Consider the following 14842-nt stretch of genomic DNA (forward strand, 5'->3'; position numbering starts at 1 on the left):
AGCTTATTCCCTCGACGATTCTTCCTCTTCCGCCTGAAGCTCGCCCGTTTCTGGCAGCGGCAAGCCCAAACGCGAAAGCAGGGCATGATGGATTTGGGTGCGCAAGGCCTCATTTTCCGCAAGCAGGGCGCGGGCATTCTCCTTGCCCTGCCCCAGACGCTCGGAGCCAAAGGCGTACCAAGCGCCGCTCTTGTCGATGATGCCGTGCTCCACTCCCAGGTCAATGAGCTCGCCCTCATGCGAGACGCCGGTGCCATAGAGGATATCGAATTCCGCCTCCCGGAAAGGTGGGGCCACTTTGTTCTTGGCCACCTTCACCCGCACCCGGTTGCCGTAGGATTCTTCCTTGTCCTTGAGGGTCTGGATGCGGCGCACATCCAGCCGCACCGAGGCGTAGAACTTGAGGGCGTTGCCGCCGGTGGTGGTCTCGGGGCTGCCATAGCCGGTGACGCCGATCTTCATGCGGAGTTGGTTGATGAAGATGAGCGCGGTACGCGACTTGTGGATGGTGCCCGTGAGCTTGCGCATGGCATGCGACATGAGCCGGGCCTGGCCGCCCACCTGGGACTCGCCCATGGTGCCTTCGAGCTCGGCCTGGGGGATGAGCGCCGCCACCGAGTCCACCACCACTACGTCCACGGCGCCGGAGCGCACCAGCATATCCGCAATCTCCAGGGCCTGCTCGCCGTAGTCGGGCTGAGAAATGAGCAGATCGTCGGTGCGCACCCCCAGGCGGCGGGCATAGTTGACGTCCAGGGCGTGCTCGGCGTCGATGAAGGCGGCAATTCCTCCCTGACGCTGGGCCTGGGCGATGACGTGCAGGGCCAAGGTGGTCTTGCCCGAGGACTCGGGGCCGTAGATCTCCGTCACCCGGCCTTTGGGGATGCCACCCACCCCCAAGGCCAAATCCAAGGCAATGGAACCCGTAGGAATAACCGCGATGGGTTGGTGACTCTCTTCCGACAGGCGCATGACCGAGCCTTGGCCATAGCGCCGTTCAATGGTGGCCAGCGCCGTGGCCAACGCTTCGCGCCGGGCGTCTTCCGCAGACAGCTTGGGGGGTCGGGCCATGGTTTCCTCCGCAACAATTCGATACGTCACAAGAAAAGGGCTTGATAGCCCAAGGCCCTGCAAAGGGCAAATGCGGCAATTTACGTCAATTATCTAAAATTACTTGGCTTTCAAGCTGATTCCAAAAGTCTGATTTTCGCCTTGCCAAAATCCACAACCTATGCCTAGCCGCGCCCCATGCCGACCTATCATGCCCTTTCGCTCTTTTCCGGCGGGCTGGACAGCATCCTTGCCACCCGCATGGTGATGGCCCAAGGCCTTTCGGTCTTGGGGCTCCATTTCGTGTCTCCGTTTTTTGGCAAACCCCAGGCTGTTGCCGCCTGGGAGCGCGACTACGGCGTCACCCTCGAGGTGATCGACATCGGGCAGGCGTTCGTGGACATGCTCGCCGCCAGGCCCGCCCACGGTCTGGGCAAGACCCTCAACCCCTGTGTGGACTGCAAGATCCTCATGCTCCGCCAGGCCCGCGCGCTGCTCTCCCACTTCGGGGCGCAGTTTCTCGTCTCCGGCGAGGTGCTCGGCCAGCGCCCCATGTCCCAACGGGAAGACACCTTGAACGCCATCCGCAACGATGCCGGCGTGCGCGACCTCTTGCTGCGGCCATTGTGCGCCAAGCTGCTGCCGCCCACGCCCATGGAGGAGTCCGGCATGGTGGACCGTGAACGCCTGGGCGCTATCCACGGCCGCGGCCGCAAGGCCCAACTGGAGCTGGCCCGGGCCATGGGGATCTCCCGCATCCCGGCCCAAGGGGGCGGATGCCGACTCACGGAAAAGGAATCGGCCCGGCGCTACTGGCCGCTTCTGCAATTTGCCGCACTGCGGGCCGAGGATTTTCACCTCGCCAATGTGGGACGGCAGCTCTGGCATGGCCGCCACTGGCTGGTGCTTTCCCGCAGCGAGCGCGACGGCCAGGTGCTCTGCTCGCTGCGCCGCCCTGGAGACCTGGTTTTTCAGCTGGAACAATTCCCCGGACCCACGGGCATCGCCCGGCCGCTTCCCGGGGCCGTGTGGGACGTCGCCACCGTGCGGCAGGCCGCGGCGACGTTGGCCCACTTCGCCCCCAAGGCCCGGGCCGCTGGCGGGGCGATCCGGGTGCGCGTGGAGAACGACCATAGCCAACACACCGTGGAGGTGCTTCCGGCCTGCTTCTTCGAGAAGCCCCCTGCCTGGGAAGACATCCGGGAAGCAAAGGCGCAATGGATGGAAGATTCCTCGCCAGCGCGCTGACCTCACGAGAGGCTCGGCGCGCTGCTCGCTTGCTTAGGGTTTCCGCTGCGATTTCTTGGGCGGCTGCCACCGGCAGCTGGACGAAGCCGGGCCTCAGCCCATACCGATCTTGGGCAGGACGAAGCGGGCAATGAGCACCCAAACCACCACCAGCAGTACTCCGGTAACGAGTTCTCCCATGACAGACTCCTTGGTTTCTTCTTCCCATGAGGACGAATGGGCCCTGCGTCAAGGAGCTCCGTACCTGATAGACGCCCATTGCCATCTTCAGGACGGCCATCTGCGCGCCGATATCGCTGGAGTCATTGCCCGTGCCCGCGCCGCAGGGGTGCACTGCCTGGTGTGCAATAGCGACCACCAAGGCGATTGGGACCTCATCCTCCGCCTGGCGGAAACATACCCCGAGGTCATCCCGAGTCTGGGCGTGCACCCCTGGTTCGTGGCCCAGTGTGGTCGAAGGTGGCTTTGGCGCCTGGAGGCCTTGGTGGCCGCCTATCCGGTGGCCATCGGTGAGATTGGGCTCGATCGCCAGGTGGAGGAGCGCAACGACGGCCTCCAGGAGGAGGTGTTTCTCGCGCAAATGGAGCTCGCCGCCCGCTACGACCGGCCGGTGTCCATCCATTGCCGCAAGGCCTTCGGCCGCTTGGTGGAGCTCACGTCTGGGCTCTCCCAGCGGCCGCGGCGCATGATGCTCCACGCCTACTGCGGCTCCCACGAAATGGTGCCGGTGTTCGAAAAGCTTGGATTCTACCTCTCGGTGGCCGGGTCCGTCACCTGGCCGAAGAACCGCAAAACCCGCACCGCGGCACAGCGCATCTCCGCCGAGCGCCTCCTGGTGGAGACCGACAGCCCGGCCATCGCCCCGGCAGGAGTGCCCTACGAGCGCAACGAACCCGCCTATCTGCCGATGATCGTCCAGGAACTGGCCCGGCTCCGCGGGGAGGATCCTGTGGATCTGGCCCGGACCACCACGGCCACGGCCCTGGATTTCTTCAACCTCATAAGGCCCGCAGCATGAATCCCGCGTCGCTTGCACCTTTTGCCCGCACCCTGCAGCTCATCGGCCCCAGCGCCATGGAGCGCCTGAGCCGCGCCCGCGTGGCGGTGGTGGGTCTTGGGGCAGTGGGGTCCTACGCCACCGAGGCCCTGGCCCGCACCGGCATCGGCGAGCTCCATCTCTTCGACCACGACGTGGTGGGAGAGAGCAACCGCAACCGCCAGCTCTTCGCCCTCTCCTCTACCCTCGGCCAGCCCAAGGCGGAGGTGGCCCGGCAGCGCGTGCTCGACATCAACCCCCATTGCCGGGTCGTGGCGCGCCAGGAGTTCGTCGCCCCCCAGGAGGTGGCCAGCCTGCTCGATCCCACCTGGGACGCTCTGGTGGACGCCATCGACGGAGTCAACGCCAAGGTGCACCTCATCGCCGCTGCGGTGCGCGCCGGCATCCCGGTGGTCTCCAGTATGGGGGCCGCGGCCAAGCTGGATCCCTCCCAAATCACCACCGCGGACCTCGCCCGCACCCGGGTGTGCCCCTTGGCCCAGGTGCTGCGCAAACGCCTGCGCCGCTTAGGGATTACCAGCGGCGTGCGCTGCGTCTTTTCCCTGGAGCCGCCCCAAAACACCAACCCCCCGCTTTTGGGCGAGACCCCTGAACAGGGGGTCTGCGGCCGGCCCCGGGAACCGCTTGGCTCCATCTCCTACCTCACGGGGATGTTCGGGCTCATGGCCGCGGCCGAGGTGATCCGCATCCTCGTGCCGGAGATCTTTCCCGTCCGAAAATGAGGATCACCCCCCAGAGAAGACAACGCGCGACACCCGGCCGCGCGTTGTGCGCAAAACCCCTCGCGCCCAGGCGCTACTTTGCCGCATCCTGCGACCACGCCCCTTGGAACCAGAGCTCCGCCAACGGCTTGCGTCCTGAAGGCACTTCCCAGTCCACGTACGGCTTGGGCAGTTTTTCCCTGACGTCCAGCACGCCGATGGCAAAGCCGGCCACGACCTCGAAACGCTCGCGGTCGATACCCAGGGTGGCATAGATCTCGTCCTTTTTGATGCCCGCCATGCCGTGGGTGTAGAGCCCCAGGCGCCGCGCCTGCAGCGTCAGGGACATCCAGGCCGAGCCGCAATCGAACACCGCCCAGTCATTGGGTTTGTCGTTGTGGGTGAAATGGCGCTTGGCCACGATGAAGCCAAGGACTGCGGCGTTCTTGGCCCATTTCTGGTTGGCCTCCACCAACAGGCCAAGGAAGGTGTCGAAGGTCTCCGGAGTGGAGGTCACAAAGCGCCACGGCTGCTCGTTGTAGGCCGAGGGCGCAAAGCGGGCGGCGTCGAAGATGCGGGTCAGATCCTCCTCGGCAATGGTGGTCTTCACGAACGACCGCGGCGACCAGCGGCCAGGAAACATGGGATCCACCCCAGGAAAGGGGTCACGCTTGCTGAAGTCCGGCGTATACGCAGAAGGGTACATCGGTTGACTCCGTGCGGTTTGAGGTTGTTCGATGTTCCCCCACCGTAGCCGCACGCGCGTTTTTGTCAACGAGCTGCGCGGGAAAAACCAGCTCGCGGCCTTGGGTAGCGACGACACCGTAAGACAGCGCAGCGCTGTCTCGACCTTGACGGGCTGCGCGTGGACACTATGCACGTTCTCATCCCACCCCAATCAAGGAGCACTCCATGGACTTGCGCCGTGTCTTTTCTTTGGTGCTGATGCTGCTCTTGTGGGCAGCCACAGCCCAGGCCGTGATCACCGCGCCGGACGATCCCCGTCTTTTTCGCGCCATCACCCTGCCGCAGGGGACCCAGGTCCTTGTGGTGCACGACCCCAGCGCCACCAAGGCCGCAGCCGCCGTGGCCCTGCCGGTGGGAAGCCTCCACGACCCCGCCTCCCAGCAAGGACTGGCGCATTTCCTGGAACACATGCTCTTTCTGGGCTCCCGCCATTTTCCCGAGCCCGGCGCCTTTCAGGCCTTTGTGGAGGCGAACGGCGGCCAGACCAACGCCATGACCGCCTACGGCTCCACGGTGTACGTGTTCGAGGCCGCCCCCGAGGCCCTGGCCGAAGGGCTTGCCCGTCTGGCGGACACCTTGGCCTACCCGCTGCTGGACCCCGCATATGTGGACAAAGAGCGCCACGCAGTGCACGCGGAGATGGAATCCAAAAAGTTCGACGACGGCCGGCGGCTCGTGATGCTCACCTTCTCCACCCTCAACCCCGAGCACCCGGCCACACAGTTTACCGGCGGCAACCTGGAGACCCTGGCGGACAAACCCGGCTCTCGCCTCCACGACGCCCTGACCCATTTTCACGCCACCTGGTATTCGGCGCCGCTTGTGCGCGTCGTCCTCACCGGTCCCCAGTCTCTGGACCAGCTCGAGGCCATTGCCCGCCAGACCCTGGAAAAACTCCCAATGCGCGCCCAAACCCCGCCGGTCATCACCACCCCGGCGGTCACCCCTCAGGAGACCGGCGTGTGGGTGCACATACGGCCCGTGCGGCCCATGCAGCTTCTGCGCCTGGACTTCGTGCTCCCGAAAAACCTGGATGACCGCCGCACCAAACCCCTGGAGCTGGTGGCCGGGGTCATCGGCGCCGAGACCCCGGGGAGCCTGGTGGAAGAACTGCGCCGCCAGGGCCTGGCCTTGTCCCTCTCTGCCGGGGTGGATACCGAAAGCCTGGGAAACGCCGCCATCCTGTCGGTCACCATCCAGCTCACCGACCAAGGGGCGCGCCTGCGCCAAGCCGTGGCCGCGCGCTGCTTCCACTTCTTCCAGCGCCTGGCCCGCGCCCCCCAAAGCCAATGGGAGGAGTACTTCGCCCAGCAGCGCCAGCTGGCTGCGCTCCATTTCCGCTACGACCCACCGGGCCGGGGCTTTGACCTGGCGGCGGACCTGGCAGGCCGCATGCTGCAGTACCCCGTAGAGGACGTACTTTTCGGCCCCTACCGCATGGACGCCCTGGATTGGGACCGGGTGCAGGCCATCGTGCACGCCCTGACGCCAGAGCACGCCCGCGTCTTCTCCGTAGACCCCACCGCAGCCACGGACCGCGCGGCCTATTTCTACGGCACCCCCTACGCGGTGCAGCCCATCGCCGCCGATATCCTTGCGGCAGCACCGGACAGCGGAACCCTTCCCCAGCCGAACCCCTTCGTGCCCACGGATCTTGCGCTGCGCCCACACGCTCCCCAAACCCATCCGGAACTGGTCTACGCCGCCCGGGGCATCCGCGCCTGGTGGACGCCCTCCCGCTTCATCCAACAGCCCAAGGTGGCCATGGTGCTGCGCGCCACCGCACTGCACCGAGACGCAAACGCGCGCGACGCCGCCCTGGCGGCCTTGTGGGCGGAGGCCTGGCGGCAGGAGCAGGCGGGCCTGCGCTTCATGGCCCAGGAAGCCGGGCTCGACCTCCAGGTGGACGCCGACGCCGAAGACCTCACCGTCCGGGTGGAAGGCTTCCAGCATCATGCCCCAACGCTCCTCACCACGGCCCTCGGTTTTCTCAAAACGCCGGTGTCCGCCACGCGTTTTGCCCAAGCCAGGGCCGAACGGGTCCGGAGCCTGCGCGGCGAAAAGAGCCGTGGGGTCTTTGGTCAGGCCATGGAACAAGTGTATGCCACCCTGCGTGCCCAAGCCTTTTCCCACGAGGCCGTGCTCGAAGCGACGCAAAAGCTCACGCCTGCGGACCTGGAGGCATGGCGTACCCGCATGCTCGCCCAGGCCGCCTTCCAGCTGCTCGTCGTGGGGAACCTCTCCCGCACCGAGGCCCAAGCTGTGGCCGACAGCGTCGCCCATGTGGTGGGCTTCCGGGACGCGACCCCCACGCCCCTGACGCGCGTCCTTCCCCAAAGGGAGACGGCGCTGGCGATCCAGCGCTTCGTCCCCCTGGAAGACAGTGCGGCGGTTCTCGCCTTTTTTGCCCCGGAGACTTCGGCGGCGATGCGCGCGCGCAGCATGGTGGCCGCGGAGCTCGTCTCCGCCCGCTTCTACCATGAGCTGCGCACCGAAGAGCAGCTCGGCTACATCGTAACCGCCTTTCCCGTGCAGACGGGGTATGCCGCAGGCATCGGCTTTGGGGTGCAAAGCCCGGTAGCTGGAGCGCGGCAACTTGCCCAACGCATCCAAGCCTTTGCGCAGACGCTGCCTTTTTCCGAGGTGGCCGGGGCCTTTGCCACGGTGCGCCAAGGGCTTGTCGCCTCCCTCAGCGCCCCGCCGCAAACCTTGGGCGAGGAACTGGGGTGGTTGCTGCGGGATCTCCTTTTGGGAAACGCCGCCTGGAACGGCAAGGAGCAGCTGCGCGCCGCGCTGCTTTTCCTCACGGAAGAGAACCTGCTGGAGTTTTGGGAGACTGCGGTCCGCCGCGGCACGGGAATGCGACTTATCGTGGAGATGAGCGGGACGAGGCACCCGGATGCACCGAATCCCACGGCGCTGCCGGACGCCAGCGCCGCTGCCGGGCGCCTTCCCACCATGCGCATCAGTCCGCTGTGGTGACGGCCTGTGCCGTGGCGCTACACCATGAGATGGAGTCCCTTGAGATAGGCGGCCTCGGGAAAGCTCGTCAGGACCGGATGGTCCGCGGCCTGGGTGAGGCGGGCGAGGATGCGCCCCTCCACCCCGGCGTCCAGGGCGGCGTCGGCCACCACTTTCTGGAACAGGCTTTCTTCCAAGAGCCCTGAGCAGGAAAAGGTGAAGAGCTGGCCCCCTGGCGCAAGCAGGCGCAGGGCCCAATAGTTGATGTCCTTATAGCCGCGGCAGCCCCGGGGGATAGCGGCCTTGGCCTCGATGAACTTGGGCGGGTCGAGGACGATGAGGTCATAGCGCGCGCCGGCCTGGGCCTGGGCGCGCAGGAAGGCGAACACATCGGCTTCTACGTGCTCCACCTTGGCCCCCCAGCCATGGGCCTCGGCATGGCGCTTGGCGAGGGCCAAGGCCGGTGCGGACACGTCCACCTGGGTCACGTGCGCGGCCCCGCCCGCCAGGGCCGCCAAGCCAAAGCCGCCGGTATAGCAGAAGCAATTGAGCACCCGCGCACCGAAAGCAGCACGGCGCACGGCCTGGCGGTTGTCCCGCTGGTCGAGGTACATGCCGGTCTTATGGCCGTGGAGTACGTCCACTTCCATGCGGATGCCGTGCTCCTCGAAAAAGACTCGCTCGGGAAGACTTCCGCGCACCACCTGGACCCGCGGGCCAAGGCCCTCTTTTCCCCGCACCGAAACGTCCGAGCGCTCCACCAGGACGCAGCCAGGAAACACCGTCTCCAAAGCGGCCACCACGGCCTCGCGCCACGCCTCCATGCCCGCGGTCACCATCTGGAAGACCACCACCGCGCCGTAGACGTCCACCACAAGCCCAGGCAAGCCGTCGGACTCGGCGAACACCATGCGCCAGCCCGTGGACGCGGTGAAGTCCGGCAAGCGGCGCCGCCGGGCCACCGCGGCGTGCAGGCGGCGCAGGAAAAAGGCGGCGTCCACCGGCTCGTCCGGGTCGAAGGTCCATACCCGGGCACGGATCTGCGAGGCAGGGCTCATGCCTGCCCGGGCAAGCCACGTCCCTTGCGCGTCACAGACGTCCACCACCGCACCGGGAGAAAACGTCGGGGATTGGCGGGCGATGGCGCCGGCAAAAATCCAGGGATGGCGGCGACGCAGGGACTTTTCCCGACCTGGGGCGAGGATGAGGGGCATGGCGAACTCCTTCGGGTCAAAAAGTCGTGGACTGGGTCTTGGGCCAGGTCCCGCGAAATCCCTGGCACACAAACACGGTGAAGGTTTGGCCCTGCACCCAGAGGCGCCGGGTGGTGAGCACCTGGGGCGGGCCCACGGTGGCAAAAAGGGCCTGGACTTCGGGCGGGGCCGCTGTCTCCACCCCGCGCATGACAAACACCGCGTGGCGGAACTCTGGTCCCGGTCCAGGCCACAGGTCGTACTGATTGCGCTTGCGGCCGGTATCGATGCAGTAGGCGCGCTTTTGCCCCGGGGTATAGAAAGAGAGCTCCGCCGTGACGCCGTATTCCTCGGCAAAGGCAAAGGCCGGCCCATCGAGGGTCTCCATGATGCGCCCCACTTCCTCACCCAGATCCCGCCAGCCGATGACGCGGGCCAAAAGCGGCCCCGGCACGGGGAGTACGGCCTGCAGATACACGACCGCGGCCACCATCACGCCAAAAGCGGCGACCCGCCGCGCCGCGTGCCAAGACTTCTGGGCAAAGCGACGGAAGCTATCCGCCACCAGCATCAGCCCACCCACATACGCGCTCACCGCCCAGTTGGCCTCGATCTTGGTATGAAAACTCCACAGGAAGAAGAAACCGAAGACCGGCCAGAAAAACGCCCGGCCCAAAAGGGCGATCTGTGGATCAAGATCCGCCGTGCGGCGCAGACCACGCACCAGAAAATACGCCCACCACGGGGTGAGCAAGGCCACTTGGCTTGCCAGAAACTCCGGCGGAGAGCTCAACCGCAGCCATCGGGAGGCCTTGGTCCCCATGACCGCGCCCCGGTAGAGCACGTGTTTGATGCCCACCCAATCATGCAAAGCATTCCACAGGAGCACCGGGAAAAGACCGGCCACGGCGCCCAGCGCCAGGGCCAGCATCAGCCGCGGCCAAAGTCCGGCGGCAAGTCCAAAGCGCCGCCCCCAAAGCCCTGCAGCCAGCAGGGCCATGGGGACGAAGGCGAGCATGGTGTATTTGGCAAGCACCCCCAAAGCCAAGACCATGGCCAGAAGCATGGTCCCCCGGCCAGTCTGAAGAAAGCGGTGCAGCAGGACCACAGCCGCGCTGAAGCACACCAACAGCAGGTTGTCGGTGGTCATGAGCACCGCGCCTGCACTCAAGAACACGGTCGTGTTGAGGATGAGAAGCACCCACGGGGCCATCTCGGGCCCGCGCCACACCCGAACCACCCACCACCACCACATGCCCTGCACCAGCACCGAGCCGACCACCGCACCCATACGCACTCCAAAGACTGTCGGACCGAATATCGTTGTCCACAGGGCATTCCACCAGGCAATGAGCGGCGGCTTGGAGTAATACGAAAGCTGGAGCGTTCGGCTCCAATCCCAATACTGGGCCTCGTCCGGGGCAAGGTCGATGGTGGGAGAGAGGATGAAGGCCAGGCGGACCAGGGTGAACCCTGCAAGGATCATCCAGGAAAGCCGGTGAGAATGCGCTCGGTCCATGCGTCAACCATGCGGAGGTGTTCCGAAGTCAAGGTAAAGGGAAGAGGCCAGGCCGGCAGCACACGCCATTGCCATGGGGCAGCGTGGAGCAGCGTGGCGTGGAGCAGGAGCCGCGGCCCGGGGTGGCCGTATTTGCCATCCCCCACGATGGGATGGCCCACATGGGCCAGGTGGGCGCGGATCTGGTGGGTGCGGCCGGTGCCGAGGAGCACGCCCAAGAGACTCTGCTCCCGGCGGACCACCAAGGGGACCACCTGGGTGCTGGCGGATTTTCCCGCGCCCACCTGGACCTTTTGCCGGCCCGGCGCCCCTTTCTTGGCCAGGGCCATGGTCAAGAGCGTCTCCCCCAGCCGCCACGCTCCCTCCACCCAACAGAGGTATCCTTTGCGCACCGAAGGCCACGCAGCGTGAAGACGGCGCAAGGTGGGGTGGTTGCGGGCGCACAGCACCAGCCCCGAAGTGTCGCGATCCAAGCGGTGCACCGGGATGGGGGCAAATTCCGGAAAACGGGCGGCCAACCGCACGCTCAGGGCGTCCTGCCAACCGCTTCCTGGATGCACGGGAAGGCCCGAGGGCTTATCCACCACCACCACATCCGTATCCACATACACCACGTGGAGCTCAGGGGACGAGGAGGGACACGCCGCCGGCCTTTCCTCTAGATGGCGCAAAGGCGGGATGCGCACCACCTGCCCTGCCGCCACGCGGCAAAAAGGCGTCACGCGCCGACCATCCACCCGGATCTGACCGGTGCGCACCAGGCGCAGCAGCAGGCTTTGGGGCAGCGGGCCAAGGGCGGCGCGCAGGAAAGAAAAGAGCTTGCGGCCGTCGTGCTGCGGCGCCACTTCCAGGTGGCGCACGCCCTGATGATGCTCTGGTTCCTGCTTTGACACGGGGTGTCCATGAAGACTAGAGCCCGGCGTGTCAAACATGAAACCCACACGCACCTTTCGCATCACCGGCCAGGAGCACGAAGTCCCCGGCATCGAGACCCTGCTTCGGACCGAAGGCTTTGATTTCGAGCCCGCTCTGCTGCATCCCAGAGTCCGCGTCCTGCAAGAGGAGCCCTTTGCCTTGGGCCGCAGCCTGGCCGCACGCTTGGGCCTCATCTACATCCAGGACATCTCGTCCATGGTGCCGCCCCTGGTGCTCGCCCCCCACCCCGGGGACGTCGTGCTGGATCTGTGCGCAAGTCCGGGCAGCAAGACCGGTATGCTCGCCGAGGCCGTAGGCTTGAGGGGCATGGTGATGGCCAATGAGCCAAGCCCCCGCCGCCTTGCGACCCTGCGGGCCAATATGCGCCAGATCGGGGCCGTGGAGGTGGTGACCACCTCCTTTGCCCGCTTTCCCAAACTTCCCTCAACGCTTGGCTTTCCCCGCATCCTGGTGGACGCGCCCTGCAGCGGCTGGGGCACTGCCCACAAGCACCCGGAAGTGCTGCGCCTGTGGCGGGAGGAGAAAACCCAGACCCTGGAGTCCCTGCAGCGCGCCCTCCTTGCCCGGGCCGCGGAAATCCTCGCCCCGGGCGGACTCCTCGTCTACTCCACCTGCACCACCAATACCCGGGAAAACGAAGCCCAGATCTCCTGGGCCGAAGACGCCCTGGGCCTGAGGCCGCAAACCCCGCCCACGCTCCAAGGCATTGCCCTGGAGCCCACCCAGCCGGGATGCCTGCGGGTGGTGGATCGCCGCGGCCAAGGCTTCTTCGTGGCCATGCTGCGCAAAGATGGCCCGCCCCCCCCGGCCTGGACCATTCCCGAGGAAGGTGGCCGTCCGGTACACGCTGCTTTTCCCGATGCTGCGGCGTGCTGGGACGCCTTTACCTTGGTGCCTCGGCACAAGGTCTGGGATCTCACCCCCAAGCTCGCCCTGCTCCTGCCTGCGGACATTGCGTGGCGAGGTTTGGAAATAGGACGCCACGGAAAAAATATCGCATGGAATTTGGGCTGCCGTCGGCTGGAAAACCTGGTGCACGCGCCTGTCTGGGAAGTGGACGACGCACGGATGCTCTCGCGACTGCTCGCCGGAGAAAGCTTTCACCACGCCGGCAGCGATGGCCGGGTCAAGGTATTCTTCCAGCAGGTATTTGTCGGATGGGCGACGCGGCGCGCCGGCCGCCTCATGTGGACCAATCGCTAAGGAGGGGGACTGTGATCGGTGTCTTTCGCAAGACCGGACGTCTGTTTCATCCGAGCTCCAAGCGCACGGTCATCGTGCCGTTGGATCACGGCATGTCCGAAGGCATGCTCCCGGGGCTCGACGATGTGGGCAGCCTGGTGGAAACTCTGGCGCAAGTACCGGTGCAAGGCATCATCCTTCACAAAGGCATGGCCATAACCCACCTGGCGTCCATCGATCTTTCCCAAAACCTGATCATCCACCTCTCCGCCGGCACCCGCCACGGGATCCCCCCGTATGCACGCACCATCGTCGGCTCCGTGGCCGAGGCCTTGCGCCTGGGAGCGGACATGGTTTCCGTCCAGGTGCACATCGGCAACGACATGGAAGAGCGTATGCTCGCCGACCTCGGTGCCGTCATCGACGAGGCCCATGGCCTGGGAGTGCCGGTTTTGGCCATGATCTACGCCCGGGGCGGACAGATCGTCAACGAAACCGACCCCAGCCTGGTGGCGCATTGCATCCGCCTTGGGGCGGAAATGGGGGCCGATGTCATCAAGGTGGCCTACAGCGGCCCTAATCAAAACTTTCGCCGCGCCGTGGCCGCCTGCCCGGCGCCGGTAGTCATCAGCGGCGGCCCCAAAAACAGCGACGCCCGCGGTTTTCTGCGTACCCTGGAAGAAGCCCTGGATACCGGTATCGCCGGTGTGTGCGTGGGAAGAAACGTCTTCCAAAGCGAGGACCCCTTCAAGATGCTCCACGAGATCTGCCGCCTCGTGCACCACGGGGAATGATACGGCGCGCCATGCGGTTTATGCGGATATCCCTTTGCGCGCCTTCCTTTTGGCATGCAAAATGGGCTCCGTATAGCCGTTGGGCTGGGACCTTCCCTCGAAAATCAAGTCTCTTGCCGCCTGAAAGGCAATACTGGCGGCAAAGTCCGGGCCCATGGGCCGGTAATTGGGATCATCCTGATTTTGACGGTCCACCACCGCGGCCATGCGCTCCAAGGTGGCCAGCACCTGCTCTGGGGTGCATAGACCATGGTGGAGCCAATTGGCCACATACTGGCTGGAGATGCGCAGCGTCGCCCGGTCTTCCATGAGGCCAGTGTCCGTGATGTCCGGCACCTTGGAGCAGCCGATCCCCTGATCGATCCAGCGCACCACGTAGCCGAGGATGCCTTGGCAATTGTTGTCCAGCTCGCGCTGGATCTCCTCGGGGGTGAGCGCACGGTCCAAAAGGGGCAGGGTCAACAGGTCGTCCAAACTGGCCCTGGTCGTACCGGCAAGCGCGGCCTGGCGGGCAAAGACGTCCACCTCGTGGTAGTGCATGGCATGCAGGGTGGCGGCGGTGGGGGAAGGCACCCAGGCGCAATTGGCCCCTGCCCAAGGATGGGACTTTTTGCTCTCCACCATCTGGCGCATCCGATCCGGCATGGCCCACATGCCCTTGCCAATCTGCGCCTTGCCGGAAAAGCCACAGGCAAGACCGATGTCCACATTCCAGTCTTCGTAGGCCAGCATCCAGCGTTGGCGCTTCATGGCCGCCTTGGGCACCATGGGACCGGCCTCCATGCTGGTGTGGATCTCATCGCCCGTGCGGTCCAAAAATCCGGTATTGATGAAGATGATGCGGTCCTTGGCAGCGCGGATGCACTCCTTGAGATTGACGGAAGTGCGCCGCTCTTCGTCCATGACGCCGATCTTCATGGTCCGGGGCGCAAGCCCCAAAGCGTCTTCCACCTTCGCAAACAGTTCGCAGGCAAAGGCCACTTCTTCGGGACCGTGCATCTTGGGCTTGACCACGTAGACGCTCCCTGTGCGGCTGTTCCGAAACCGGCCGAGGCCTTTTTGATCGTGGATGGCGATCAGCCCCGTGACCATGGCATCGAGGATCCCTTCAAAGACCTCTTCTCCGTCCATAAGCACGGCGTCCGTGGTCATAAGATGTCCCACATTGCGCACCAAGAGCAGGCTGCGGCCCGGCAAGGTCACGGGGAATCCGTCCACCGCCGTATACGTACGGTCAGGATTCGGCCGGCGCACCATGGTCTTTGCGCCTTTGACAAAAACGGCTTCCAAATCGCCGCGCACCAAGCCCAGCCAATGGCTGTAGGCCAGGGCCTTGTCTTCGCCGTCCACTGCGGCGATGGAGTCTTCAAAGTCCACGATGGTGGTGACCGCGACCTCGAGCACCACGTCCTTCACGCCTGCAGGATGCGCCGATGGGGTGCGAACGGTCGATA

The 14842-nt window shown here is 65.4% G+C and carries 11 protein-coding genes and 1 pseudogene; 6 read left to right on the forward strand and 6 right to left on the reverse strand.

Annotation, left to right across the window (positions count from 1 at the left end; translation table 11 throughout):
• Positions 1-3: 3 nt before the first annotated feature.
• Positions 4-1071, reverse strand: a complete 1068-nt coding sequence (recA, locus tag QMF81_RS01645) for a recombinase RecA (protein WP_281751394.1) — start codon at positions 1069-1071, stop codon at positions 4-6.
• 177 nt (positions 1072-1248) lie between these two features.
• Between recA and QMF81_RS01650 the strand changes: the two genes are divergently transcribed.
• The 3 genes from QMF81_RS01650 to QMF81_RS01660 all read left to right on the forward strand — a co-directional run bounded on the left by QMF81_RS01650 (position 1249) and on the right by QMF81_RS01660 (position 4077).
• The gene (locus tag QMF81_RS01650) at positions 1249-2298 is read left to right on the forward strand and encodes a tRNA(5-methylaminomethyl-2-thiouridylate) methyltransferase (RefSeq protein ID WP_281751396.1); all 1050 of its coding nucleotides are present in this window, start codon (positions 1249-1251) and stop codon (positions 2296-2298) included.
• A gap of 130 nt (positions 2299-2428) precedes the next feature.
• Positions 2429-3316, forward strand: a complete 888-nt coding sequence (locus QMF81_RS01655) for a TatD family hydrolase (protein WP_281751398.1) — start codon at positions 2429-2431, stop codon at positions 3314-3316.
• Positions 3313-4077, forward strand: a complete 765-nt coding sequence (locus QMF81_RS01660; RefSeq protein ID WP_281751400.1) for a tRNA threonylcarbamoyladenosine dehydratase — start codon at positions 3313-3315, stop codon at positions 4075-4077. The genes QMF81_RS01655 and QMF81_RS01660 overlap by 4 nt, the downstream gene beginning before the upstream one ends.
• 73 nt (positions 4078-4150) lie before the next feature.
• Here QMF81_RS01660 and QMF81_RS01665 read toward each other — a convergent pair whose 3' ends face one another.
• Complete coding sequence (locus QMF81_RS01665; RefSeq protein ID WP_281751402.1) at positions 4151-4762, reverse strand: nitroreductase family protein; 612 nt, start codon at positions 4760-4762, stop codon at positions 4151-4153.
• Positions 4763-4968: 206 nt separating this feature from the next.
• Between QMF81_RS01665 and QMF81_RS01670 the strand changes: the two genes are divergently transcribed.
• Positions 4969-7785, forward strand: coding sequence for an insulinase family protein (locus QMF81_RS01670; protein WP_281751404.1), 2817 nt, complete (start codon positions 4969-4971; stop codon positions 7783-7785).
• Between the two features lie 17 nt (positions 7786-7802).
• On the opposite strand, the gene QMF81_RS01675 is transcribed toward QMF81_RS01670, so the two are convergent.
• The 3 genes from QMF81_RS01675 to QMF81_RS01685 are packed head-to-tail and all read right to left on the reverse strand — an operon-like array spanning position 7803 to position 11369.
• Positions 7803-8978, reverse strand: coding sequence for a class I SAM-dependent methyltransferase (locus tag QMF81_RS01675; protein WP_281751406.1), 1176 nt, complete (start codon positions 8976-8978; stop codon positions 7803-7805).
• 16 nt (positions 8979-8994) lie between these two features.
• The gene (locus tag QMF81_RS01680; protein WP_281751408.1) at positions 8995-10443 is read right to left on the reverse strand and encodes a glycosyltransferase family 39 protein; all 1449 of its coding nucleotides are present in this window, start codon (positions 10441-10443) and stop codon (positions 8995-8997) included.
• Positions 10440-11369 carry an RluA family pseudouridine synthase gene (locus QMF81_RS01685; RefSeq protein ID WP_281751410.1) on the reverse strand — a complete coding sequence of 310 codons (930 nt, stop codon included), beginning with the start codon at positions 11367-11369 and terminating at the stop codon, positions 10440-10442. The genes QMF81_RS01680 and QMF81_RS01685 overlap by 4 nt, the downstream gene beginning before the upstream one ends.
• Before the next feature lie 37 nt (positions 11370-11406).
• On the opposite strand from QMF81_RS01685, the gene QMF81_RS01690 reads away from it, so the two are divergent.
• Both QMF81_RS01690 and QMF81_RS01695 read left to right on the forward strand, forming a co-directional pair.
• A complete protein-coding gene (locus QMF81_RS01690; protein ID WP_281751412.1) occupies positions 11407-12615 on the forward strand; it encodes an RsmB/NOP family class I SAM-dependent RNA methyltransferase in 1209 nt (402 codons plus the stop codon).
• An 11-nt stretch (positions 12616-12626) separates the two neighbouring features.
• Complete coding sequence (locus QMF81_RS01695) at positions 12627-13388, forward strand: 2-amino-3,7-dideoxy-D-threo-hept-6-ulosonate synthase (protein WP_281751414.1); 762 nt, start codon at positions 12627-12629, stop codon at positions 13386-13388.
• Between the two features lie 18 nt (positions 13389-13406).
• Here the strand turns inward: QMF81_RS01695 and QMF81_RS01700 are convergent.
• Positions 13407-14841: pseudogene (locus tag QMF81_RS01700) on the reverse strand (malate synthase G); the annotation flags it as partial.
• Position 14842 lies beyond the last annotated feature (1 nt).

Source organism: Thermodesulfomicrobium sp. WS, from assembly GCF_027925145.1.
GTDB lineage: Bacteria > Desulfobacterota > Desulfovibrionia > Desulfovibrionales > Desulfomicrobiaceae > Thermodesulfomicrobium.

Bases quoted from the DNA above. Each gene is read 5' to 3' on its own strand.
- QMF81_RS01680 (WP_281751408.1), bottom strand. From the start codon at position 10,443: ATGATCCTTGCAGGGTTCACCCTGGTCCGCCTGGCCTTCATCCTCTCT.
- recA (WP_281751394.1), bottom strand. From the start codon at position 1,071: ATGGCCCGACCCCCCAAGCTGTCTGCGGAAGACGCCCGGCGCGAAGCG.
- QMF81_RS01650 (WP_281751396.1), top strand. From the start codon at position 1,249: ATGCCGACCTATCATGCCCTTTCGCTCTTTTCCGGCGGGCTGGACAGC.
- QMF81_RS01655 (WP_281751398.1), top strand. From the start codon at position 2,429: ATGAGCACCCAAACCACCACCAGCAGTACTCCGGTAACGAGTTCTCCC.
- QMF81_RS01660 (WP_281751400.1), top strand. From the start codon at position 3,313: ATGAATCCCGCGTCGCTTGCACCTTTTGCCCGCACCCTGCAGCTCATC.
- QMF81_RS01670 (WP_281751404.1), top strand. From the start codon at position 4,969: ATGGACTTGCGCCGTGTCTTTTCTTTGGTGCTGATGCTGCTCTTGTGG.
- QMF81_RS01690 (WP_281751412.1), top strand. From the start codon at position 11,407: ATGAAACCCACACGCACCTTTCGCATCACCGGCCAGGAGCACGAAGTC.
- QMF81_RS01675 (WP_281751406.1), bottom strand. From the start codon at position 8,978: ATGCCCCTCATCCTCGCCCCAGGTCGGGAAAAGTCCCTGCGTCGCCGC.
- QMF81_RS01665 (WP_281751402.1), bottom strand. From the start codon at position 4,762: ATGTACCCTTCTGCGTATACGCCGGACTTCAGCAAGCGTGACCCCTTT.